Below are 21,613 nucleotides of genomic sequence, written 5' to 3' on the forward strand. Positions count from 1 at the left end.
AGTGATCTCAGAACGATTAGGACATTCATCAATCTCAATCACTATGGACACTTACTCTCATTTGATGCCAAAGATGCAACAAGAAGCCGCCCAAAAATTGGACGACTTTCTTTCAAATCATATGTTAGATACAAATGAAAATCCTTTATCCCAGTAAGTTTTGCACTTCATTTACATAGCGGAAAATCCGCCAATCACTAGGCCGAAAACAGTGTGATTGACGGATCTCTATTATGGCGGAGAGAGAGGGATTCGAACCCTCGCGGGGAGGTATCTCCCCCTAGCGGTTTAGCAAACCACCCTCTTCGGCCTCTTGAGTATCTCTCCATATGGCTCCCCAGGTAGGACTCGAACCTACAACCTACCGGTTAACAGCCGGGTGCTCTACCATTGAGCTACTGAGGAATAATTGATAGGCGACAATCATTATTTTATCTAAATGAAGGTGGTAAGTCAAGACTTTGTTTAAAAAATTTACGCGGAATGCAATTGGAACCGCTCACTCATAATTGCATCAAGTAAATGGGTATAACTGAATCAGCAAATATGACTTGCTGAGATTGAAGACAACTTCAGGGGATCTGCTTGTGACCATGATTCACTCCAAGGCTCCGACCAAGCTTTTGGATGTATGACTATCGCATCCTGTCAAACCTACGCGGTCGGGCAAAACTCGCCTCCTCCGCATATGCCTGTGGAGACTACTATTTGCCCGAAGGGAAAATACTGCTGCATTTACCATTCCGCTATGTTGCACAAATACAAAAGCAAATTGAAAAGGAATGGGTTTAATTCTTGTTGGGATTTAACCGTATTCTTGGGGTAGAACATGTAGCATGCCATCCAAATACAATTGATTTGAAAGAGCGATGCTGCTCACCCTCCACTCGCTCGCTAGCGTTTTCATCAGTTTGGACTTTTCTATAAATATTCTTTCTTTTTCAGTGTTTAGATGACAATCAAACTGTTGGTCTTTCAATCATCTATGAGCCTACAAGTGATGATATCGCGTGTGATCAAAAAAGCTCCCATTTCGGGAGCCATATCCGCATGACTTAGTCATCATTATTCAAAATCTGTAATAGATAGAAGAAGATGTTCACAAAGTCGAGATAGAGTGTCAGCGCACCAATAATCGCCATTTTTGCCATTGATTCTTCGGAGTCTACGACTGCTTCACTCATCATTTTGATCCGTTGGATATCGTAGGCCGTTAAGAAAGAGAAGAGGATAACCCCGATATAGGAGATGATCATGGTAAATGTGCTGCTGTGTATAAAGAGATTGACCAGTGTGGCTAATATAAGCCCAATCAAGGCCATCATAGCAATAAAGCCAAAGCGTGTTAGATCAACTTTTGTCACATAACCAATGACCGCGGCAATCCCAAACATTCCTGCTGTAATGATAAATGCGGTTGTAACAGTCCCTAGCTTAAAGAATGCTAAGACTGAGGTAAATGTAATTCCGTTCAATGCTGCATAAAGAAAGAAGCTAAATGTCGCTGTAAATGCTGACATCTTTTGTATACGTACCGATAAGAAGAGGACGACAGCGATTTCAGCGATCACGATTCCCACAAAAATCATTGGATGTGCGGAAAAGTAAGCGGGTACTCTTGGGTTCATACTGAGCACAAAAGCAATAATCGCCGTCATCAACAGTCCGACAAACATCCAAGAAAAGACTCGGCTCATCAAGCGATTATTTGTACGTGCAAAGGCTTCTCCACCCATGCCAAATCTAGGATAACGTGAATTGTCCACTTTCATCCCTCGATTCTTAAAATGTTAATTACTATATAATATATCATATTTACCCATAATAAATGCAAAGCATCGCATTCGTTCATATTCTTTTCATCAGTCCTTAACATTATCTAATTGCACAAAAAAGGACTTTTGAAAAAATGGTGACAAATCACAGTAAATGAAATAACTTGCTAATCTCAATCAGTCTATTATGCTTGGAAACATAGGAGTTTATAAATATATACCGAAAAAAGTGTCTATTTGACTTATTCCAAAAAATATGATTGTCTATTATAGATGTATTTGGACAAACTTATTCGAGAAGTTGAGCAGAAAAAAGCTCTTTCCCTCGATAAGTGTAGCGATCGATCAAGAAGAGATTGATCGAAGTTCAGTCTATCTGATAAAAGGTACATAACCATCCGAACAATCGAATAAAGCGTGAGGAAACCTTGTACTGGAACCCCACCGAAATTGGTCCCAAGCTAGGTGTCTTCGAAAGGCACATCCCACTTCAAGACTTTGCTAGCTGGTTCCCCCTGGTCAGAGCATCCTACGAACTGGACAACGACGAGCTCAACGCGTTTACTCCAGAGGAACTTAAGGCCATTCTCCGGCGTGCGTTCATCGAAGCGCACAAGACCGTGAGAGGGCTCAACAACGCCTACCACAATGTGGAGCACTTCTCTAACTTCTTTGAGGCACAGATCAACCTGATCGACACCTTGCAGAAAAGGGCTGGACACCAGTTCCCAGAGATCGTGGTGCAGGCGTTCTTGTTCGCTGGGCTCATGCATGATTGTGGGCACTGTGGTGCCACCTTCCGATCGCAGGCGCCTCAGAAGACAAAGCTGTTCCTTCCTTGGATGGGAGAGGATGTAGCCTCCGAGTACGTCTCGATGTGTGCGGCAGACAAGCTGGCTAAGGAACTCGGTTTCTCCGTGCCAGCACGACTGTTCATCTCCTTCTTGATCGCTGCCACAACCTACGGTGGTAACACTGAGGAAGGTAAGCGGCTGAAGATCGATCACATCAAGGTCACAGATTTCTTCGGAGTCGCCATGCGGCTTTGCGACGTCGCTCCGCCGCATTCCATCACTGAGGGCGCTCGTCGAGACAATAGTGTGAGCATCGTCGAAATCCCAGTCTCAGGAAAACCGGAAACGCTGGAACAGCAACTTTCCAACCGTGTCGGGTTTCTCAACTACATCCAGATCCTCATGAACAGCATGGATGAACTTGCTGGCTGTGAACTAACAGAGTGGCTCGGCTGGCAAGAGAGGGTTCGCCAAGAACTGGACTGTCTGTCCAGCGACCCTTCAAGCCTGAAGCACCTTTTGACCCAGACAATCTTCGGTGGATTCCGGGACATCGCCTTGATGGGCTAAAGTTCCTCCGCCAATCTCCAAATATGCGTGACTCAGAGTCCTTAAGCTCTGGGTCACGCACAAGAGAGATAGATATGATAACTTACATCACTTTGTTCGAGTCGTTTTCAACTTTTTCTCAGATGCCCCCTCCACGAAATATTGGCTCACTCAAATCATCTTCTATCCAAAATTTTTCACTTCTTCTGATCTCCATTAAGAATTTTATTCAATTTTCATATAAACATGAACCCTTGATATGTTGTACGATAATCAAGAAAATACACATATGAAGGAAGGATTGTTTTACATGACCCCCTCTTTTAACCGGCGTTTTACTCTTCAACAATTAGAGAAGACGAAATGGGAAATTCCTACAACCTACCCCACTTCATTAGTCCAAAAATGCACAGAACTATATAGAAACCGACCATTAGAAGCGTATACTGCAAGCGATTTACAGATCATGCTCACCCAACAATTTTCTCCACAATATCTTGTTCCTCTAGCCCTTGAGCTGATTGAATCCAATCCTATGATTGAAGGACGATATTACCCAGGGGATTTACTTTTCGCATTGCTTCGTTTACCTGCTTCAGTATGGGAACAACAAAAAAACGACCGCTATCGCCTACAAGCAGTCGTAGATACTATTCGATCATTCTATCAAGAATTTGAAAAAATGAATCACGATTTTGGGGTAATCGATTGATTTGCTAGCTGTTCAATCACCTGAATGAAACTTTGCGTTCCAAGCTCATTTCCCCCATGCGCTTGTTGAGAACGTAATAATTGATTCACAACAGCAGTGACAAGCAGTGGCAGTTCCATTTTTTCCGCTTCCTGCAATACAATCCGCAAATCTTTTTGCTGAAAGCGAATGGAAAATCCAGGATTTAAGTCACCTTTGAGTATCCGAGGTCCATAATTTTCAAGCGCCCATGAACTGCCAGAGCCACTTGTGGTAACTGCAAGCATCTTTTCCAGATCAACCCCGGCTTTTGCTGCAAATGCCATTGCTTCCGTTACGGCTGCAATATGAACCCCGCAGAGAATTTGATTACAAGCCTTGACCGTTTGCCCGGCACCATTAGGTCCGACATGTACGAGTGAGCGACTCATCGTCTCTAAAATCGGTTTTGCTTTGAGGAACACATCTTCTTCCCCACCAACCATTATCGATAATGTTCCGTTTTTCGCTCCAACATCACCGCCTGTAACTGGAGCATCTAACATATCAACTCCTTGTTCCTTTGCCACTACTGCTAACTCTTTTGCCGCTTCTGGGGAAATCGTACTCATGTCAATATAGATCATGCCAGGGTTTGCACCTGCAAGCACCCCATTTTCCCCAGTGACCACTTCACGAACATCAGGGGTATCGCCAACAATTGTAATCACAAGATCGCTCTGCTCAGCCACTTCTTTAGGAGAATGAGCCGTATGAGCACCCCACTGCTTCGCCTGTTCCATTTTACTCGCCGTTCGATTCCATACTGTCACAGGGAAACCAGCTTCATAAATATGTCGTGCCATATGTGACCCCATAATCCCTAAACCGATAAAGCCTATTCGTAAACTCATGTCCCGCGCTCCTTCATCCATTGATTCAACTTGTGGCAGCTTTCAGACCAAAGAAAAACCTTATGTTGGAAAATTTAGTGACCCATCAGCGTTTGCATCCTCCTAAGAGCTGAATTGATACTGCCCTAGTGAGCAGACACGTTGTTTTAAAACATCTTTACAGTCAGAATCTGCGGCATCGATTATTTCAATCATACGGTGTGGTAACCATGATTCTGCATATTCCAGATAAATATACAATTTGCGAAGTACACATTTTTATACAGCAATCATAAATTAATGGTAATAAAGCAAAAGGAGGCGATCCCTGTGCCAAAATGGCTGATGAAACAATTAAAAAGTGCTTTTTTGAACAAGAATCGCCGGCAAATTCGTCTCTTAAATGAATGTTGGTTCTCTTATCGTCAAAAACAGTAGACACAATCCTAGTGAACCGGCAGCATACTTAAAGAGACACGTCCTCGTTGCTCATCAACGCTCAGTACCCATACGGTTACAATGTCACCAACGGTAACCACTTCCATCGGATGTCGAATAAACCTATCACTCATCTTAGAAAGATGTACGAGACCATCATTTTTCAAGCCGATATCGACAAAGGCACCAAAGTCAACAACATTGCGCACTGTACCTTTTAACTCCATCCCTACCTTTAGATCTTCTAATTTTAATACATCAGAACGTAACAAGGGAGCTGGTAAATCCTCCCGAGGATCTCGACCTGGACGACGTAATGCGTCGATCATATCTCGCAGTGTTGGAAGCCCACAATTTAATTGCTCTGCGAGCTGTTCCACATCGGCATTTCTCAGTTTCTCATACCAGTCATTTGTGCCTATTTGTTCCATCGATAGTTGAAGGGTTGATAATAATTGTTCTGCGAGTGGATATGACTCTGGATGGATCGCCGTTCGATCTAACGGGTTGTCACCGCTATTAATTCGCAGAAAACCAATACATTGCTCATATGTTTTCGCACCAAGCCGTGGAATATTTTTTAGTTCATGACGTGACTGAAAGCGCCCTTTTTCTTCTCGTTGAAGAACAATATTATTTGCAACCGATTTACTGATCCCTGATACGTACTGCAACAGTGCGCTCGACGCTGTATTCACATCAACTCCCACATAGTTTACGGCTGATTCAACGACAAATCCCAGGCTTTCACTTAATCGCTTTTGGGAAACATCATGTTGGTACTGTCCGACTCCTACTGACTTGGGATCGATCTTTACTAACTCTGCTAAAGGGTCCTGTACACGTCTGGCAATGGAGATCGCACTTCTTTCTGCTACATCAAGCGTAGGAAACTCTTCTTTTGCTAGTTTAGAAGCAGAATAGACACTTGCTCCAGCCTCGTTCACGATCAGATAATAGATCTCCCGATCTATTTCTTGCAACCACTCTGCTATAAACATCTCTGTTTCGCGAGATGCTGTCCCATTTCCAATGACAATCAAGTCAATGGGGTATTGTTGGTAAAATTGGTTTAATTTTTGTTTCGCTTCCTCTACTTTTCCTTTTGAAGTGGTAGGATAGATTACATCAACCGTAAGCAATTTGCCGGTTTCATCCACAACAGCTAGTTTACAGCCTGTTCGAAATGCAGGGTCAACACCTAACACTGTTCTACCAGCTAAAGGAGGTTGTAACAGTAGATGGCGCAAATTTTCAGCAAAGATATGGATCGCCTGTTCCTCTGCATGCTCTAACATTTGATTGCGAATCTCCCGCTCGATAGCTGGAGCTAAGAGGCGTTTATAAGAGTCTTGGACAACTTGGTTGATATATGTATGGCTGATACCTGAAAAAGTAGCCAAAAGTTTTTTGAAGATCAATTCTTCTGGCACAGAGATTTTCACTCGCAGAATCTCTTCTCGTTCACCGCGTTGTACAGCTAAGACACGGTGTGATGGCATTTTCCGAACGGGTTCATGATAATCATAGTACATCTCATAGACCGAGCTCACTTCTGGGTCTTTTGCTACTGAGACAAGCTGTCCTTGTTCCCACACGTATTGACGCAACCATTTTCGAATCTCTGCATTTTCTGCCAATTCTTCAGCCAAAATATCCATTGCGCCTTGCAATGCTTCTACAGCAGTGTGTACTTCAAGTTCTTCATCTATATACCCTTCTGCTGCAATCGTGATCTTCGTTTCATCCTGCTCCGCTTGCAAAATACGAGCTAATGGCTCTAACCCTTTCTCTCTAGCCTTAGATGCCCGCGTTTTTCTCTTGGGACGGTATGGGAGATATAAATCCTCTAATTCCTGCAATTTTACGGCCTGGTCAATCGACTGACGGAGCTCGTCCGTTAATTTCCCTTGTTCATCAATCAGGCGGATAATTTCCTCACGCCGCTTGTTGAGTTGCGTCAGATATTGATAACGCTCTTCGATTTGCCGTAACTGCTCCTCATCAAGCTCTCCTGTTTGTTCCTTACGATAACGCGCGATAAAAGGGATGGTATTTCCTTCTGTAAGGAGATGGACTGCTGCTGTCACTTGTGGTGTTCTTAATTTTAATTCTTCTGCAATCATGCGTAACATCAATTGTTCTTCCATTTTTCTACCCCTTCTTCTTCACATATAAAAAGGGTCGCCATTTGGCAACCCACTTACAACTAAGAGCGGGAAATCAGATTGTTTTCGTCAACCGAGTAAAGCAGATCACCCTATCAGATGCACTCTGAAGGCTCTACATGAATGGCTTGTCGCAACTTTTGCAATGCTCGTCGTTGTAGACGTGAAACATGCATTTGAGAAATTCCCAACTTCTCTCCAGTCTGCTTTTGACTGAGGTTATCGAAGAAAGTCAGCTTCAAAATCTCCATCTCTCGCTCGGTTAACACGTGAAATGCTTTTTCCAAAAGCAGTTTACGATCAATTTGATCAAAACCATGATCCTCGGAACCGATTAGATCCAAGAGGGTAACTTGACTTCCATCGTTGTTTGCCTCGATGGGGCTATCGACTGAGACCGCATTATAGCTGCGTCCCATCTCCATCGTCTCTAGAACCTCTTCAACAGTAACTTCCAGATAGCGGGCAATTTCATCTACCTGAGGTGACCTTTGTAAATCTGTCGTCAGTTCTTCCACAGCATTTTTAATTCGTGGCCCCAGCTCTTTAATTCGACGAGGGACATGTACACTCCAAGTCTTATCGCGGATATGACGCTTGATCTCACCTACGATTGTTGGAACAGCAAATCCTTCAAAGTTTTTCCCCAGGTCTGGATCATATCTTTTCATAGAGGCTAAAAGACCAATCATCCCCACTTGGATTAAGTCTTCATGAGGTTCAGAGCCACGGGCAAACTTAAAGGCCAATGTCTCTACCAGATCGCGAAAATGATTAACCAGAAGCTCTTGTGCCTCTGGATCGCCATCCTCCTGATAACGTTTGATAATCTGATAGATATCCTCACTGGCTAGCAGAGTAGGGTTTGGACGATTCAACATGTGACTCCACCTCGTCCTTTTGGATGTACTTGATCATCGTTACCATTACACCATCAATCATATCACCTTTGATATCCACTTGATCCATCAAAGTCTGCATTAGGTATATGCCTAAACCTCTCTCACGAACCGTGTTCATGGTCGGTTCGACGCTAATAGGCCCAGTACGAGCCATCACTTCTTCTACATTAAAGCTATTTCCTCGATCTACTACATCAATGACAAGTCTGTTTGGATAGATTGAATAGCTAAGATCAATCTCCCCCATTCCATCCATATACGCATGATCAACAACATTGGTGCATGCTTCGGATACTGCCAATTTGATATCCTCTATATCATCATAGGAAAATCCCATTCGGGTACCAATCCCCGAAACGGTTAAACGCGCGATCCCTACATAATCGGGCTTTGCTGGGATTGTTATGCTCACCAAGTCGATTGGTTGATCATTCATGATTCGCCATCCCCTTGCGCTTTTTCTTCGATTTCAATGATATCTTGTAGTCCAGTGATTCGAAAAAGGCGTCGTAAACGTTGGTTGACTCCGGTGAGAATCAATCCGCCTTGGTTTGAGTTCTGTTGAATCTTATATGCACCGATAAATACACCAAGTCCTGTACTATCAATATAACCAACATCAGAAAGATCAACCACAATCGTTCCACTATCTTGACAGAGAGGAAGCAACTTTTTTCGCAGTTCGGGTGCGGTAAATACATCTACCTCCCCAGCAACTTTGATGGTTACTCTTTCTTTCGCATCTATACTGGTTGTAATCGATAAATTCATTTTTTACTAGTACCTCCGATCTCTACTCTGCTCCACTGCTCGATTCAGTTCGTTTTATAATCAAAATCGTCTGGTCATCCGCAATCTTATAATCCGCCAATTCGAATAGTTTATGATAGATTTGATTAACAGCCTCCATTGCTGGTAGATGGAGATATTGGTGAATGATCTCTTGAAGATTCTCTCGTGTTAAAAATTCCCCTCCGATCCTACACTCTGTCATCCCATCTGAAAACAGAATAATGGCATCATTCTCCTCCAATGAAAGCGTATACTCTGGATAATCCACGTCACGATTAACCCCAAGAACCAAACCTTGTGTTTCCATATCTGTAAACTGATCATTACTAGCTTGATAGAAAAATCCGGGCTCATGACCAGCCGTTGCATAGCGGAATCGATGATTCAACGAGTCATATACCCCATATACCATCGTGATAAACATGCTTGGATCGACATTTCGTTCCACTACAGTATTCAAATCCTTTAAAATTTCCGAAGGAGAGAGCGGCTGGTCATCTAAACGATCCATCGCATACTTAATCATCGACATGCATAGAGCAGCAGGGATTCCTTTTCCAATGATATCTGAGATCGCAACCCCTAGATGATGCTTGCCATGATCAACAAAATTATAGTAGTCTCCACTCATCCGTTTGGCAGCTACAGATAGCACGCCAATATCCACACCATCAAGAGTAGGAGGCCCCTCGGGCAATAAGGTTTGCTGCATGCCTACAGCAACTTCAATTTCATATTCTAACTCTCGATGACGTGTCGCCAATTTCTCTGTCTCTTGATAAGCAACCCCATAGCCAATCATCATCTCAATTAATATGTCAAAGGAATTTTTGACTGATTCTGGTAGATCAGGCAATAAGGTTTTGATAAATCGATAGTGAAGATTGACGATCTCTTCGGGTGGAATGCGTTGTTCCATAATCCATTTTGATAGCTGTTGAGCACCATATAAATAGTCCTCACGCTGATCTTCTATATATGCTGTAAGCAGTCTCTCATATTGTTTTTGTAAATCGATATCCATAATAAAATCCCCTTGAGTTCGGCATATACCAACAGATTTACGTGGTAATATCGGTGAATCGATTAAATAACTGTGAGGGATTTCGATCGATCATCGACCGATAAATTATTAGATTTGTTAGTATTTATATAACTACGTTTGATTATCTATTCTATCAAAAAAACAAAAACCCAACCACCATAACAATCATAGTGGATGAGTTTTTGTTTAGAAATTGATTAAACCCAAGCTAATTTGCAAGGCTTCATTGACTCTGTTCATCATGTCATGATCTAGATGAGTAATTTTATCGGTGAGTCTTTGTTTATCAATGGTTCGAATCTGTTCCAAGAGAATGACAGAGTCTCGATCAAATCCATAAGCTTTTGCATCGATTTCAACGTGTGTCGGCAATTTAGCCTTTTGGATCTGGGCCGTAATCGCGGCGACGATAACTGTGGGGCTAAATCGATTACCAATGTCGTTCTGTATAACGAGGACTGGTCGCACCCCACCCTGTTCCGAGCCGACCACAGGGGATAGATCAGCAAAATAAACATCGCCACGCTTTACTATCAATTAGTTACACCCCGCTGACCAATCGATCCAGGGTATCATCTGCCTCTTCTTCCGCATCAAACGCTTCCGAAGCCATATTTAAATTGATCCGAGCCATCTCCATATATCCTCGTTTCATCATTTCGCGAATCAAACGACTTTTTCGTTCGCGTAGATATAACTTCATTGCCTGTCGAATAAATTCGCTCCGATTGGAATTATCTTTTTGAACGATACCGTCCACTTCTTGTAACAGATTGTTCGGAAGGCTAATCATGATCCTTTTTGTACTTGGCAACTTGACGTACACCCCCAACCATTCATCACCGTAGCAATTCCTTTACAATACTAACATTATGTTAATCGCATTGCAAAAATATACAATCATGAGATTGTAGATAAGAACTGAAACAACTACCACCATTTTTAAGGTGGTAGATTCCTGCAATCAACAGTCTATCGACCGTTACAAGCAGGCTCTACCCGCAGTCTCTGCGGTGAAAATAAGGTATGGCTCTCTACTCCGCGTGGCTTCCACCATATAGGCGAATAAAATAAGGCAGATGATCATCCAACCTCACCACATGTAAAGGAGTACACTTAGGTAATTTCCTATAAAATCATAAGCGCTTACTCGTGCGCTAGTATGATAAAACTTATTCGCGCAGCAGAATAAAATTCCTTCTACTTTTTTCAACAACTTTTGTTGTCAATTGTTTGAATATATTTTGATTCTCTCTTTGCGCAACCGATTTAGTATTGCAATCAATTGTCCATTTCGAAAATATTGACGTGGCACACGATGGTTTAATGCGCAAGTGATCTCATGATCAATCGTTTCTAATTGTCGTGCAATCTCATCAATATGGATCGTCTCCTGCCCTTGTCGTCCATATAGGACTACTTCTTCACCAATCTCAATCGGACCGATCGAAGTGACATCGAGCATCAAATGATCCATACAAACCCGACCTACAATTGGAACGCGTTGGCCGCGGATCAGTGCTACTCCACTATTTGAGAGTAGTCGATTATAACCATCAGCGTAGCCAACAGGAACTGTTGCAATGATCTCTTTACCCGAAGTAATAAATGTTTTCCCATAACTGATCCCAGTACCTTCAGGTGGCTGCTTGCACTGAATCACCTTTGACTTTAATGTTAATGCAGGTCGTAATGATACAGCTTGGTGATTCACTTCAACAGAAGGATAGTAGCCATATAAGCTAATCCCTAAACGAATCATCTGATGAAGCTGGTCAGGCAATTCAATGGCTGCAGCACTATTCGCTGAATGAATCAAAGGGAAAGAATCACCAACCTCCTTCAACACCGCCTGAAAGGATCGAAGTTGCCTCTGTGTATATGATTTATCTGCCTCATCAGCAGATGAATAATGCATATACAGACCTTCGACTTCGATTTGCGACTCGCTTTGCACCTGATGGAGAAAATCAGGAACCTCTTCTGGTTGCAAACCGATCCTGCCCATACCTGTGTCCACTTTTATGTGAACCTTCACTTTCTGATCAGCTGCTAATGCAGCCGCTTGTAGTGGCGCAAGCAACTCTTTTTCATAGATTGTCAAAGCAAGCCTGTGTTGAATCGCGAGTGAATACGCCTCTGGAGGTGTAAAGCTCAACACAAGAATTGGAGCTGTAATGCCTGCCTCCCGCAATTCAATTGCCTCATCTACAAAGGATACACCTAAATAGGTGGCTCCAGCTGCTAGAGCCTCACGTGCTACATAGACAGCACCATGCCCATATGCATTTGCTTTGACTACTGCCATTACTTGTATTTCTGGTCCAATATGACGCTTAAATTCTTTTACATTATGGGCAATCGCATCGAGATCGACCTCGATCACAGTATCTCTGGCGTAAAATCGATTCATTTTCTCATTCCTAGGTTCTATGTTAATAGAATAAAAACTCATCTCTTCCAAAAGAGATGTCTCATAGAACCACTTTACAACAAAACGTTGGGTCGGGTAAAGAGTTGGTTACTTAGTTGGCTCTTGAAAAGTTGTATTTGCTATTTTTACCATTTCTGCCGCAGATAATTTACCAAGAAGCTCATATTCATTCCCTTGATAAATCCAGGACAGCGACCGTTCTTTCCCTTTTGTTGTTAGAACTCCCAATGCTTGTTGCAAATTAATAGGAACCGCATTCCCAGCTATTTCTTGGTGGAGAGTATCCGTACGCCTCACAGTAATCGCAAAAGGATGCTTGCCCTGATAACGCATGACTGTCAAAGGTCCATTCAAGCTTGATAGTGATCTTTCGCTCTCAAGACGACTCCCAGCAGGCAGATAAGCGGGAGCAACGGCATCAGCGGCTGATTTTGGATCACCTTCTGTTCCAATCTGCTGCATATTTCGTTTCATATCAAAAGAGTCAACATCGAAGGAAGTTCGATTTTGAAATTGTTGAAATGTAACTTCGATCATAACTTGATGTTCATCATTCAACACTTGCACCCGTTTTGGGTTTAAATCATGGTCCAACCAAATCCGTTGTTTCGAACGAGATGGATGCTGCGGTAAGGCGACAGATACATCAAATTGATAATCATGCTTGGATGTCCGAAATTTCCGACTCTTATCTCGAAGAATACTTTTGATCAGTGTCTGATAGAGGTAAACCTGACCATCACTTTCAGGCCAATTGCTTTGAAACCGAAAACTCTTTTTTAAGTGAGGAGTAAGAACATAAACACCATCATGATTTCGTAACAATACTTGCGTAATATCTTTTTGGACATTTTTGACGGCTACTCGGTAAAAGTAAGGCTTTTTATACCATACTTCTACATCATACGTAATCGGCTCTTTTCCTGTTTGAATCACCATCTTACCTCGACTCTGATAGGTATTCATCTCCTGTTTTCGCTCTGCTAAGTCCTGAAGAACCTCTTGCTCGCTCTTCTGCCCACATCCCGTCAGCAAAAGAGCGAAACAGAGTAACAGCATAATAGAAAACCGACGCATCCACTTTCCATCCCTTCCTAGCTTATCGGTTAGAATGAATATTGCTGAATCACAGGACCCAGGGCCGCTAGAATCTCATCTACGGAAACACTCTGTTCAGCAGAAGTGACGCTGTGTTCGCCTGCCTTACCATGCAGATAGACCGCCATCAAAACAGCTTCTTCAATTGAGACACCTTGCGCTAGCCAAGCACCAATCATCCCTGTCAACACATCTCCTGAACCCGCTTTTGCTAGCGCTGGATGACCACTTGGATTGACAACTTGTCGACCATCAGGAAATGCAATGATCGTAAAGCGACCCTTGAGTACAACAACCATTCCTGTTGACATCGCATATTCTCGTGCGACTTCATTTCTTCGCTGTTCAACATCCTGAGTCGTCGTTCGCAACAATCGAGCCATTTCACCTGGATGCGGGGTACAAATCAAGGGGGCAGCTATTTTCAAATCTAATAAATGAGGGTGATCAGCTAAAATGTTGATTGCATCTGCATCGAGAATAACAGGATGTTCAATCTGCTCAAGCAAATGACCTAGCCATTTCTCTTCACCTGGAAATCGCCCTAAGCCTGGTCCAATCACAACCGCTGAAAATTGCTCACTCCGTAATCGATAAGACAAACTGCTCTCATCAGCAAAATAATCGTCTCCAGACCATGACCAGACCATCTCCTGCATGACAGCACCTTTTAAACTCTGCTCATTTCCCTGTGGAACAGTAAGTGTTACTTTACCCGTTCCACACCGATAAGCGGCCGCACCAGCCATCCGCACTGCCCCCAGCATGCCATCTGCTCCCCCGATCACCAATAGATGTCCAAATCTCCCTTTATGTGACCATGGGGAACGATGACAAAGTGCTTTGTCCCATAGTGAGGGTCGATTCACTTGCACCTTTGGCGTAACAGGCAATACTGTACCAATCTCTACGACATCCCAATCGCCTACATAATCAGCACCTGGATACAGATAAAAAGCCCACTTGGGATAGGCAAAAGTCACCGTATAATCAGCATAAATTGCCTGATCCATCACTTTTCCTGTATCAGCATTTACACCTGTGGGAAGGTCAACAGCTATCGTCCACGCTCGATGACATTGATTTACCTTTTGTACAACTTGATCAATCGGAAAGCGCAGCCCGTCCTTTGCTCCTGTTCCTAAAAGGGCATCTACAATCACTTCTGTGTCTTCCAAATCGCTTTCTAATCCATCCATCCCTTGAGCCGATAAAACAGAAACACTTCCAAAATGACGATATGCATCATAAAAGCAACGTGCGTCAGCTGGTAACTTACTAGGATCTCCAAGTAGCCAAGCCTTCACTTCCCATCCACTTTGGCACAGATGACGTGCAATCACCCAGCCATCGCCGCCATTATTTCCTGTTCCAATCAATACGATGGCACGTTTTGGAAGTGGAAAGCGGGATAGAATCGCTTGCGTCACAGCTAAACCTGCTCGTTCCATCAATACTGTCCCAGGTATACCAATTGTTTCAATTGTATAGCGGTCAAGCTCTCGCATCTCTTCTGTTGTACAAAGATACACAATGACCCTCCTAACCGTGTTATATATCTATGTCCATTTATGAATGGTTATGAATCTCTTCTAAGACAACCATCGCCATTGCATAACTTTCAGTATGAGTGATACTTACATGTGCGTGTACTTCTTTTCCAGGAAATAGGCGCATTTTTGCTTGTTTGGCAATTTGTAATACTGGTTTCCCATCTTGATTTGGTAGAATCTCTATGTCGAGCCAGCCCAGCTTTGCTCCAATTCCAGTGCCACAGGCTTTTGAAAACGCCTCTTTCGCAGCAAATCTCCCTGCTAATGATTCAAGAAAACGAGTGGGATGATGCGGCAATCGTTCAATTTCCTCTTTCGTACAGATACGCAAAGCAAAACGCTGTAAATCAATCGATTGAAATCGCTTCAACTCAACCAAATCAGTACCAATACCATATATCATTTACCCGCTCCTGTTCACGAAATTCTCCCAAGTTGCTCTGATAAAAAATGATATAGTAAAGGATAAGTAAATTCAATTGAAGAGCGGTTTGCTCAGCTTCATTTGTACGAAGCGATCTGAAAACACCTAGGAGGGTACTGTTTTGGATATACGAATTGCACTTTTTATTCATGTATTTTCTGTAGCGACTTGGTTTGGCTGTATCACAATGATGGCTATGTTTTTAAGAGATGCGTCTCGCAGCGCTGAACTGGCAACAATGAATCAAGCGATTCAAAAAACACAACGCTGGAATGTAACAATGATCATTCCTACATCTGTACTTGCTTTGATCACAGGCATTTATATGCTAGTCAAAGGGGGCGCTGGTGAAAAGGCGCTGTGGATGCTAGTCAAGGAGCGTTTTGGCAGTCTTGTTGTCATTGCTTTTATTCTGCTCATTCTCTTTTATGGACGTCGTCTTGTAAAAGCATTACAAGGAGAAAATATCACTGCTGAAGCAGGGAAGAAGATTTTGGGCAAATACATCATGGTGTTAAATATTACGGTTCTATGTATGCTTATCTTAATTTTCTTTGTCACGATGAAATTTTAATCTGAGCCAGTTCTTGTTCAACATTGGTCATATCGAAAAAGCGCTTTTGAGGCGCTTTTTTACCTATTATCTGAATATTGGGTTAATAATAACCAGTCGACCGTGAGGATATCACGGTCGCTGAGGTTCAATGACCCCTAAAGCATTCTCTAAACGAGATGCTTTACTTGAAACACCCGGTTGACTCTATGAGCCCTTCTTCGGCGGAGGCGGCTGGATCGGCTTCTGGGGACGGGGACCGTGTCCACTTCCCGGGCCAGTACTGCCGCCAGGCTTGGGCTTTCCGGGCATTACTTCCTCCTGGAGTCAGATGCCGGTAGGCACTTGTGTCCATAATCAATTCAAAATATATTTTAACACTAAGGATCAATTATTGAAAATCTATATATTCGAAGTAAATATGCCTATGTAAATCAAAAATATGTTACGATTAACATAGATTTTTATCATGAAAGGGGACTTTATTGCGTGCTTACTCTCTCTGTCTCATCTTTGATTGTGATAATTGTAGTCGTACTTATTGTAGGTTATATCTGGTTTTGGATGCGCTATCGTACTGTCGGTGCCGATGAAGCAATGATTATCACAGGTAATTATTTAGGGCGTAAAAATGTTTTTGCCGATGAATCAGGTCGTAAGATCAAGATCATACGTGGTGGAGGTAGTTTCATTCTCCCAATCTTTCAAAGAGTAGAACATTTAAGTCTGCTTTCACATAAATTGGAAGTTTCAACTCCTGAAGTGTATACCGAACAAGGAGTGCCTGTATTAGTAGATGGTGTTGCCATCTTTAAAGTCGGTGGTTCCATTGAAGAGGTAGCAACAGCAGCAGAGCAATTCATGGGAAAATCAACTGACATTCTCTGTGATGAAGCGCGTGAAGTACTGGAAGGTCATCTACGTGCCATTCTTGGAACCATGACAGTTGAAGATATTTATAAAAACAGAGAACGATTCGCAGATGAAGTTCAACAAGTAGCTGCAACCGATCTTAAAAAAATGGGGCTGCAAATTGTTTCTTTTACAATCAAAGATATTCATGACAAAAATGGCTATTTGGAAGCACTCGGTCGTCCCCGCATTGCCCAAGTAAAACGCGATGCTGACATCGCTGAGGCGCATGCAGTTCGTGATACTGAAATTCAAACCTCTAAAGCGAAAGAAGAAGGAACAAAGGCAACGCTTATTGCTGAAACAAACATTGCCGAAGCTGTCAAAGGAAAAGAGATTCGTGTCGCTGAATTTAAAATCGAACAGGATATGAAAAAGGCGGAAGCTGACCAGGCCTATCATCTTCAGGAAAATCGTTACAAACAGCAGGTTGTCGATGAAGAAATGAAGATTGAATTGGTTCGAAAACAAAAAATGATTGAGTTAGAAGAAAAAGAGATCACACGTCGTGAAAAACAATACGATGCTGAAGTTCGTAAAAAAGCAGATGCTGAACGTTATGCACAGGAACAATCAGCGGAAGCGGCTCGATTCGCTCGAGAAGCAGCAGCCAAAGCAGAAGCGGCAGCAATTAAAGCGCAAGGACTTGCCGATGCTGAAGCGAACCAAGCGCGCGGACATGCTGAAGCTGAGATTATCCGTGCCAAAGGTCTTGCTGAAGCGGAAGCCAAGCAAAAACTTGCTGAAGCCTTCGAACAATATGGACAGGCAGCAGTACTTGATTTAGTTGCGAAGATGCTCCCTGAGCTAGCCAAACAAATTGCGAGTCCAATTAGCAGCATTGATCAAATTACCGTCGTTGACTCCTCTGGTGGCGAAGGCGATGGGGCCACACGCATTAGCAACTATGTTACAAAATTGATGGCACAAGCACCTGAGATGGTGAAACAAGTCTCTGGCGTTGATCTGAATCAGATCATTCAACAATTAAGCGGAGTTCAACAAAGCAAACCAGCATCAACAGAGCCTATCAATCTTGAGCCTGTGCATGAATCAGAAGAAGTGCAAGAAGAACAAACAGTTGAGCCACCTAAATCATCATAAATGAAGACCTTATACAACCTAAATGCAAATCCTTGCTCAGGTTGTATACTTGCAAATGCAATGCTGAAGAACTGTTTAAATCTATCAGAGTGTCGCTGTGTACCTCAATCATAAGCCGATCATGCGTGTAGACAGACCTAACAAGCGAGTGTAGAGGAGATCGGCAAAGCTCCATTTCGGGCGCAACTTAGCGGAATGGCAGCTGTAGCGGCTTTTTCCCTTCGGGCAAACTGTTCGAGTCTCCGCAGGCGGACGCCGGAGGAGGCGAGTTTTGCCCGGCCGCAAAAGCTGACAGAACGCGACACAGCAACACATCTTTGTAAGCCCGGATCGGAGCGCCGCCGTGAACCTCGATCACGAGCCGATCACATGACTATGTCTACAAGCTAAACCCCCTCACAAAAAAACGAGGGGGTTTTTAGCTTTGTTAATCTTTAAGATGTGCGGCAATCGCACGGTCTAACTGGTTTTGCCATGTTTCGGCTAAGTCAGGACGTACCATATGAGCATAACTGATATATCCTTGTAAATATGCTAAGAAATCATCATGATGATCACGATTCTCTATATCAAATCCGTTCTTTCCTACGTTATGTAAAATAGCACGAAATCGTCTTTGATCTTGTCGACTTAGATTTGCTTTTTCATTTACAACGATTCCTGTCACACGTTGACGTCGTGATTTTCTTAGAATTCGCGTTTTCGCTTCATTGGGTTGGAAGCCCTCAAAATGAATGATTTGGCGAACTGTTTGTAGCAACGCTCCAACTCTACGATCCTGCTGATCACTTGTTGAAAAAGTTAGATCATCGGCATAGCGAGAATAAATAAAGTTCTCCTTTTCTGCAAGTCCTGATAAACGTTGATCCAACCTTTGACAGATCAGATTGGTAATCGCAGGGCTAGTAGAAGCTCCTTGTGGAAGTTGGCGCTCACCCATCGCGACATAATAATACGTACCATCAAAGCGAACTCGTTTGCGTGGAGGCTCTGTACAGAGTAATGCAAACACTGTACTCATTTGTTGACTATAGCCAAATGAAGCAAACAACCCGCGAACACGATAAAAAGTTATCGTTGGGAAAAAATCGGCTAAGTCCATCTTTACAACAATGGCTTGATTCAAATGTTGTTTCGCATGATCAACAGTATTTCTTCCTTGCACAAATCCATAAGCGGCGGGATGTGTTGATAGCTGATCCAAAAGAGATTGCTTCACCCATGCCTGTGCAGCGCGCAGCTCTTTTTTTGGAGCAGAGATTTCTCGAATTCCGCCATTCTTTTTTGGAATGGTGAAAGGATAATAGTGAGATAGCGTAGCTAAATCGCGATGGTAAGTCAACCACTTGAGTCGCCCTAAGGTGATGCCCATCTCGGACGCTAGCTGTTGAGGCGTCTCTATCAAGGGCAAATCTAACTGCTTGAGCCTCTCTTGATTTGTAGTTGACTGTTCCAAACCTCCTGACACACCATTACCCAAATGAACCAAGTGATTTTGGCGATACTCAGCCCATCTTTCCTCTTGCTGTTTGCGTTCGATAGCTCGTGCTTTTTTACGTTCTGCTCGCCGTTGTTTACTTTCCTCAATCCGCTTCTGACGAGCCTTTTTAATCAATTGATCTGTATCTGACCACTTTCGACTCTCTGAACGTAGTTTATTTAATTCTGACTTGAGAGCTGCTTCTGCTTGATCATCAGCCTCAACGGATGCCATCTCTTCAGGAGTGAGCGGTTTATCTGTCCAAAAGCCTAGTCGAATCATTTCTTGCTTAATCGTCTCTTCCTTACCTTCTCGCTGAATCCGTTCTCGCCATTCTTCTTTGGTCAATGGTTGTGTTTCCTCAGACATCGCGATCCCCCCCTGATTGTTGACGATGAAGTGACATCGTTGCCAAGATATGCTCACAAGGCCCTTTCATCAAACGATTCTGCCGATAAAAGTAGCAATTACAGCTTGCCTCAACAATCCGACCATCTATGTCAAGAGTAACTTCAGGAGTAAAGGGTCGTTTTTCATGCTCCCCGCGACCTGTTAGGAATGTATTGCCATTTGGTTTTGCTTGCACTTGAATCAATTCAACCTGCTTTGATGTGACCAAATCCTCTGCTTTCTCTTCCTGTGGATTGGTATACGCTAATTCCTCCATTGGCAAAGGATCACGTGTTAGCTCTCGTAATCGATAAAGCTCCACCTCTAAGTCAAACATCACACGACCTGCGCTACACAGTTGACGGAGTGCAGCTTGTACTTTTGAAAGAGATAAGTTGCTAAAGATCGCTAATTGTTCAACAGATAATGACTTATGCTTTTTTAACTGGGCGAAAACACGTGCACTTTCGCGGGCTGATACATCTTTCGCCGTACCGACCAATAAATCAAAATTACCCGCTCCTGCCCAATCATTACGTGTCCAACCGGAGAGCCCAAGGGTAAAACTAAGTGATCCTAGGTCAGCTACATAAAAACTAGGCATACCATTACCTAATAGATGTACCGTTATTTTTTTTGTCAATGGAAGTAGACGTTCTAAAAGTAAAATTCGTCTTCTTCCCCAAGTCCGAATTTCTCGCTTCTCTTTTCCTTCATAAATCGATTCCTGGAAAACAAGTACTTCATCCCATGGCTGAATGACGACACGAACGGGCTGCCCTGGTTCAAAAATAAACTTCAGTGAACGTGGACTTCTTCTCTCCCGATTTAAGCGGAGAAAACGACAGAGGTTATATAGATCAATCGGCTGAATATCAAAAGAAGTGGTTGGCAAGCTCATTGCGGATTGAACTTGTAGAAATCCGCGAATCCAGCTTGTTGGTACATCAATTTTCTTCTCCTTATATACTTCTCGATGCTCCGCTGCTACTTCAAAACCAGTTGGATCAATCTTAAATTCTGTTTTACGATAACTTCGAATCCGTTGAATTTCATTATATAATGCGTCTGAAAAATCAATATTGGTCGTTCCATATTGAAACTCTTTTACATCATCAAATAATTCATTATGAACAGCTAAACGTCCATAAGATGATTCATCAAGGGAGAAAGCCTCAAAGAAAACTTGATCAGGTGCAACGGTGATCACAGGATCAAGCACCCACCAAGCCGCCTTATCCACTTGATAGAGATAATCAAAATATCTGCGTTGCGCTTTATAAAAATCCCCTTTGCGACGTGCTTGTCTTGCTTGTACCTCCCGCAACTGTTCCTGAACCTCTTTCATCTGTTTCCCAATCTCCGAGCGCTTTTCTAATACCTCAGCCAAATCAATAATATATTGTTCTTGCACCCAAGCTTGATAAGCAGAGTGATCTTTTGGCTTATAGTTCAGATCAGAAACAACGACATCACGCAGCGCACACATCGCTTCTCGATATCGAACAGGTTCTAAAATCTGTCCTTGGAAAAAAGTAGGTTCACGTCCGAGATCAGGAGCGAAGTCGACTGTTGTTTGTCCACCTGCATGACTTATTCCGCTTGACTTTCCATATTTCTGTTCAAACAGCATAGATGC

The 21,613-nt window shown here is 42.9% G+C and carries 21 protein-coding genes and 2 tRNA genes; 6 read left to right on the plus strand and 17 right to left on the minus strand.

The genetic code is table 11. The annotated features are described in order from the left end of the window. The first annotated feature begins 1 nt into the window (after position 1). Positions 2-157: a hypothetical protein gene (locus tag BUB71_RS19605; RefSeq protein ID WP_175552356.1), complete on the plus strand. Its 156-nt coding sequence runs from the start codon at positions 2-4 to the stop codon at positions 155-157. A 77-nt stretch (positions 158-234) separates the two neighbouring features. Here the strand turns inward: BUB71_RS19605 and BUB71_RS11420 are convergent. The 3 genes from BUB71_RS11420 to BUB71_RS11430 all read right to left on the minus strand — a co-directional run bounded on the left by BUB71_RS11420 (position 235) and on the right by BUB71_RS11430 (position 1,766). Beyond that, positions 235-327: transfer RNA gene (locus BUB71_RS11420), tRNA-Ser, on the minus strand. Positions 328-330: 3 nt separating this feature from the next. After that, a tRNA-Asn gene (locus tag BUB71_RS11425) sits at positions 331-405 on the minus strand. Between the two features lie 650 nt (positions 406-1,055). After that, positions 1,056-1,766: a Bax inhibitor-1/YccA family protein gene (locus tag BUB71_RS11430; protein WP_175552357.1), complete on the minus strand. Its 711-nt coding sequence runs from the start codon at positions 1,764-1,766 to the stop codon at positions 1,056-1,058. 437 nt (positions 1,767-2,203) lie between these two features. On the opposite strand from BUB71_RS11430, the gene BUB71_RS11435 reads away from it, so the two are divergent. After that, positions 2,204-3,139 carry a hypothetical protein gene (locus tag BUB71_RS11435; RefSeq protein ID WP_073154974.1) on the plus strand — a complete coding sequence of 312 codons (936 nt, stop codon included), beginning with the start codon at positions 2,204-2,206 and terminating at the stop codon, positions 3,137-3,139. A gap of 289 nt (positions 3,140-3,428) precedes the next feature. Next, positions 3,429-3,830, plus strand: coding sequence for a contact-dependent growth inhibition system immunity protein (locus BUB71_RS11440; RefSeq protein WP_073154975.1), 402 nt, complete (start codon positions 3,429-3,431; stop codon positions 3,828-3,830). Here BUB71_RS11440 and BUB71_RS11445 read toward each other — a convergent pair. Beyond that, positions 3,806-4,702, minus strand: coding sequence for an NAD(P)-dependent oxidoreductase (locus tag BUB71_RS11445; protein ID WP_073154976.1), 897 nt, complete (start codon positions 4,700-4,702; stop codon positions 3,806-3,808). The two genes, BUB71_RS11440 and BUB71_RS11445, sit on opposite strands and share 25 nt — an antisense overlap. Positions 4,703-5,011: 309 nt before the next feature. Between BUB71_RS11445 and cmpA the strand changes: the two genes are divergently transcribed. Beyond that, complete coding sequence (gene cmpA, locus BUB71_RS19115) at positions 5,012-5,119, plus strand: cortex morphogenetic protein CmpA (RefSeq protein WP_139279073.1); 108 nt, start codon at positions 5,012-5,014, stop codon at positions 5,117-5,119. A gap of 8 nt (positions 5,120-5,127) precedes the next feature. Here the strand turns inward: cmpA and BUB71_RS11450 are convergent, their stop codons facing one another. From BUB71_RS11450 to acpS, 11 genes are all read right to left on the minus strand, one after another. Next, positions 5,128-7,269 (minus strand): Tex family protein, encoded by a 2,142-nt coding sequence (locus tag BUB71_RS11450; RefSeq protein WP_073154977.1) that lies wholly within the window; start codon positions 7,267-7,269, stop codon positions 5,128-5,130. A 113-nt stretch (positions 7,270-7,382) separates the two neighbouring features. Then, a complete protein-coding gene (gene sigB / locus BUB71_RS11455) occupies positions 7,383-8,168 on the minus strand; it encodes an RNA polymerase sigma factor SigB (RefSeq protein WP_073154978.1) in 786 nt (261 codons plus the stop codon). Further along, positions 8,131-8,625 (minus strand): anti-sigma B factor RsbW, encoded by a 495-nt coding sequence (rsbW, locus tag BUB71_RS11460; RefSeq protein ID WP_073154979.1) that lies wholly within the window; start codon positions 8,623-8,625, stop codon positions 8,131-8,133. Before rsbW ends, sigB begins: the two co-directional genes overlap by 38 nt. Further along, entirely contained in the window at positions 8,622-8,960 is a 339-nt protein-coding gene (locus tag BUB71_RS11465; protein ID WP_073154980.1) for an STAS domain-containing protein, read from the minus strand. Before BUB71_RS11465 ends, rsbW begins: the two co-directional genes overlap by 4 nt. A gap of 22 nt (positions 8,961-8,982) precedes the next feature. Next, positions 8,983-10,005: a PP2C family protein-serine/threonine phosphatase gene (locus BUB71_RS11470; RefSeq protein WP_073154981.1), complete on the minus strand. Its 1,023-nt coding sequence runs from the start codon at positions 10,003-10,005 to the stop codon at positions 8,983-8,985. A 207-nt stretch (positions 10,006-10,212) separates the two neighbouring features. Then, positions 10,213-10,563, minus strand: coding sequence for a type II toxin-antitoxin system PemK/MazF family toxin (locus BUB71_RS11475; RefSeq protein WP_073154982.1), 351 nt, complete (start codon positions 10,561-10,563; stop codon positions 10,213-10,215). A 4-nt stretch (positions 10,564-10,567) separates the two neighbouring features. Further along, complete coding sequence (locus tag BUB71_RS11480; RefSeq protein WP_073155022.1) at positions 10,568-10,819, minus strand: CopG family ribbon-helix-helix protein; 252 nt, start codon at positions 10,817-10,819, stop codon at positions 10,568-10,570. Between the two features lie 432 nt (positions 10,820-11,251). Then, on the minus strand, positions 11,252-12,439 hold the full coding sequence (gene alr, locus BUB71_RS11485; protein WP_073154983.1) for an alanine racemase: 1,188 nt from the start codon (positions 12,437-12,439) through the stop codon (positions 11,252-11,254). 108 nt (positions 12,440-12,547) lie between these two features. Further along, a complete protein-coding gene (locus tag BUB71_RS11490; protein ID WP_073154984.1) occupies positions 12,548-13,537 on the minus strand; it encodes an outer membrane lipoprotein-sorting protein in 990 nt (329 codons plus the stop codon). Between the two features lie 29 nt (positions 13,538-13,566). Beyond that, positions 13,567-15,090: a bifunctional ADP-dependent NAD(P)H-hydrate dehydratase/NAD(P)H-hydrate epimerase gene (locus tag BUB71_RS11495; RefSeq protein WP_073154985.1), complete on the minus strand. Its 1,524-nt coding sequence runs from the start codon at positions 15,088-15,090 to the stop codon at positions 13,567-13,569. Positions 15,091-15,127: 37 nt separating this feature from the next. Further along, a complete protein-coding gene (acpS, locus tag BUB71_RS11500) occupies positions 15,128-15,514 on the minus strand; it encodes a holo-ACP synthase (RefSeq protein ID WP_073154986.1) in 387 nt (128 codons plus the stop codon). A 142-nt stretch (positions 15,515-15,656) separates the two neighbouring features. Here acpS and BUB71_RS11505 point away from each other — a divergent pair, with 142 nt between their 5' ends. Both BUB71_RS11505 and BUB71_RS11510 read left to right on the plus strand, forming a co-directional pair. Continuing rightward, positions 15,657-16,109, plus strand: coding sequence for a DUF2269 family protein (locus tag BUB71_RS11505; protein WP_073154987.1), 453 nt, complete (start codon positions 15,657-15,659; stop codon positions 16,107-16,109). Between the two features lie 468 nt (positions 16,110-16,577). Then, on the plus strand, positions 16,578-18,104 hold the full coding sequence (locus BUB71_RS11510) for a flotillin family protein (protein WP_073154988.1): 1,527 nt from the start codon (positions 16,578-16,580) through the stop codon (positions 18,102-18,104). 427 nt (positions 18,105-18,531) lie between these two features. Here BUB71_RS11510 and BUB71_RS11515 read toward each other — a convergent pair whose 3' ends face one another. Next, positions 18,532-19,953 (minus strand): reverse transcriptase family protein, encoded by a 1,422-nt coding sequence (locus BUB71_RS11515; protein WP_073154989.1) that lies wholly within the window; start codon positions 19,951-19,953, stop codon positions 18,532-18,534. Continuing rightward, a complete protein-coding gene (locus BUB71_RS11520; protein ID WP_073154990.1) occupies positions 19,946-21,607 on the minus strand; it encodes an SWIM zinc finger family protein in 1,662 nt (553 codons plus the stop codon). The genes BUB71_RS11515 and BUB71_RS11520 overlap by 8 nt, the downstream gene beginning before the upstream one ends. Between the last annotated feature and the right edge of the window lie 6 nt (positions 21,608-21,613).

The organism is Seinonella peptonophila (assembly GCF_900129355.1).
Taxonomy (GTDB): Bacteria; Bacillota; Bacilli; order Thermoactinomycetales; family Thermoactinomycetaceae; genus Seinonella; species Seinonella peptonophila.

What these genes read in the sequence shown, in the direction of transcription:
- acpS (WP_073154986.1), bottom strand. Translation starts at nt 15,514, where the DNA reads ATGATATATGGTATTGGTACTGATTTGGTTGAGTTGAAGCGATTTCAA.
- BUB71_RS11445 (WP_073154976.1), bottom strand. Translation starts at nt 4,702, where the DNA reads ATGAGTTTACGAATAGGCTTTATCGGTTTAGGGATTATGGGGTCACAT.
- BUB71_RS11465 (WP_073154980.1), bottom strand. Translation starts at nt 8,960, where the DNA reads ATGAATTTATCGATTACAACCAGTATAGATGCGAAAGAAAGAGTAACC.
- BUB71_RS11515 (WP_073154989.1), bottom strand. Translation starts at nt 19,953, where the DNA reads ATGTCTGAGGAAACACAACCATTGACCAAAGAAGAATGGCGAGAACGG.
- sigB (WP_073154978.1), bottom strand. Translation starts at nt 8,168, where the DNA reads ATGTTGAATCGTCCAAACCCTACTCTGCTAGCCAGTGAGGATATCTAT.
- rsbW (WP_073154979.1), bottom strand. Translation starts at nt 8,625, where the DNA reads ATGAATGATCAACCAATCGACTTGGTGAGCATAACAATCCCAGCAAAG.
- BUB71_RS11450 (WP_073154977.1), bottom strand. Translation starts at nt 7,269, where the DNA reads ATGGAAGAACAATTGATGTTACGCATGATTGCAGAAGAATTAAAATTA.
- BUB71_RS11440 (WP_073154975.1), top strand. Translation starts at nt 3,429, where the DNA reads ATGACCCCCTCTTTTAACCGGCGTTTTACTCTTCAACAATTAGAGAAG.
- BUB71_RS11470 (WP_073154981.1), bottom strand. Translation starts at nt 10,005, where the DNA reads ATGGATATCGATTTACAAAAACAATATGAGAGACTGCTTACAGCATAT.
- BUB71_RS11480 (WP_073155022.1), bottom strand. Translation starts at nt 10,819, where the DNA reads ATGATTAGCCTTCCGAACAATCTGTTACAAGAAGTGGACGGTATCGTT.
- alr (WP_073154983.1), bottom strand. Translation starts at nt 12,439, where the DNA reads ATGAATCGATTTTACGCCAGAGATACTGTGATCGAGGTCGATCTCGAT.
- BUB71_RS11490 (WP_073154984.1), bottom strand. Translation starts at nt 13,537, where the DNA reads ATGCGTCGGTTTTCTATTATGCTGTTACTCTGTTTCGCTCTTTTGCTG.
- BUB71_RS11520 (WP_073154990.1), bottom strand. Translation starts at nt 21,607, where the DNA reads ATGCTGTTTGAACAGAAATATGGAAAGTCAAGCGGAATAAGTCATGCA.